Below are 608 nucleotides of genomic sequence, written 5' to 3'. Positions count from 1 at the left end.
CTTGGTATATGCGTTGCGTGATTTCGCAATATTAACACTTTTTACAAGAGAATTTTATGATGCGAGGGAACTATTTCTTGTTCAATTGTGTGGCGATATAGTAAAGATAGCATCATGGTTATATGCATATCCGATGATATCAAGAGGGAAAACGAAATGGTTTATCTGTACTGAAATACTTTTTTCAGTGTCTTTTGTGCTGCTGTCCCAAATACTGGTTCATTATCATGGTGTTGATGGCGTTAATTTGGCATATTTTTCTAGCTACGTCATTTATTTCATTGTTATCTTTTCTAATAAAAAAAGAATTGTTAGTTAATGATTTTTAGGCCAGAAGGTTTATATGTGTAAAGTCTCAGTGATTATCCCAGTGTATAACCATGAAGAATATGTTGAAGATGCAATCAAGAGTGTCTTATATCAGAGTTACAATAATATTGAGTTGATAGTAGTTAATGATGGTTCTAGCGACGCTTCCCATGAGGTTATAACAAAGTTAAGAAAGGGAAATGAGTTTTTATATGTAAACCAGGATAATAAAGGCTTATCTAAAACATTAAAAGAGAGCTTGAAATTATGTCATGGTAAATATATAGCAATTGTTGCAT

Annotated in this window: 1 protein-coding gene and 1 pseudogene; both read left to right on the top strand. The window is 32.1% G+C overall.

The features are described from left to right. Positions 1-319 (top strand): annotated as a pseudogene (locus LD28_RS23615) (O-antigen flippase); the annotation flags it as partial. 24 nt (positions 320-343) lie between these two features. Then, a partial coding sequence (locus LD28_RS22035) for a glycosyltransferase family 2 protein (RefSeq protein WP_156120051.1) occupies positions 344-608 on the top strand: 265 nt, incomplete at its 3' end.

This window comes from Aeromonas finlandensis (assembly GCF_000764645.1).
In the GTDB taxonomy this organism is placed as follows: domain Bacteria; phylum Pseudomonadota; class Gammaproteobacteria; order Enterobacterales; family Aeromonadaceae; genus Aeromonas; species Aeromonas finlandensis.
This window is presented reverse-complemented; position numbering and strand designations above follow the sequence as displayed.